This is a genomic window from Streptomyces milbemycinicus (assembly GCF_002154605.1).
GTDB lineage: Bacteria > Actinomycetota > Actinomycetes > Streptomycetales > Streptomycetaceae > Streptomyces > Streptomyces milbemycinicus.
Map to the genome: position 1 here is coordinate 1 of NZ_MUNE01001002.1, position 620 is coordinate 620.

Consider the following 620-nt stretch of genomic DNA (forward strand, 5'->3'; position numbering starts at 1 on the left):
AGCGCCCAGTGGGGCGTCCAGGTGGGCGACGTCACGACGTCCTCGGGCCTGGTGTGGGTCCGCTCGGACCGTCCGGCCCGGATGGTCGTCGAGACGTCCGCGACCGAGTCGTTCGCGAAGGCGCGGCGCTGGCGGGGCCCGGTGCTGGGCGCCGGCAGCGACTTCACCGGCACCACCGCGCTGCACGGGCTGCCGCCGGGCGCCCAGGTGCACTACCGGGTGCTGCTCGCCGACCCGGACGACCCGCGCCGCACCGGCGAGCCGGTGTACGGGACGTTCCGTACCGCGCCGGCCCGCCGCCAGGGGCTGCGGTTCGTGTGGTCGGGCGACCTGGCGGGACAGGGCTGGGGCATCAACCCGGACCTCGGCGGCTACCGGATCTTCGAGGAGATGCGCCGGCTGGACCCGGACTTCTTCCTGTGCAGCGGGGACAACATCTACGCCGACGGCCCGATGACGCAGAGCGTGACGCTGCCCGACGGCCGCACCTGGCGGAACATCACCACGGAGGAGAAGTCCAAGGTCGCCGAGACGCTGGCGGAGTACCGGGGCAACTTCCGGTACAACCTCCTCGACGCCAATCTCCGCCGCTTCAACGCCCAGGTGCCCACCATCGTCCA

1 protein-coding gene is annotated in these 620 nt (G+C 72.6%); it reads left to right on the forward strand.

Features of this window, described 5'->3' with window-relative positions:
- Positions 1-620: alkaline phosphatase D family protein (locus tag CCN51_RS50230; RefSeq protein WP_211303337.1), on the forward strand; the 620-nt coding region annotated here is incomplete at both ends.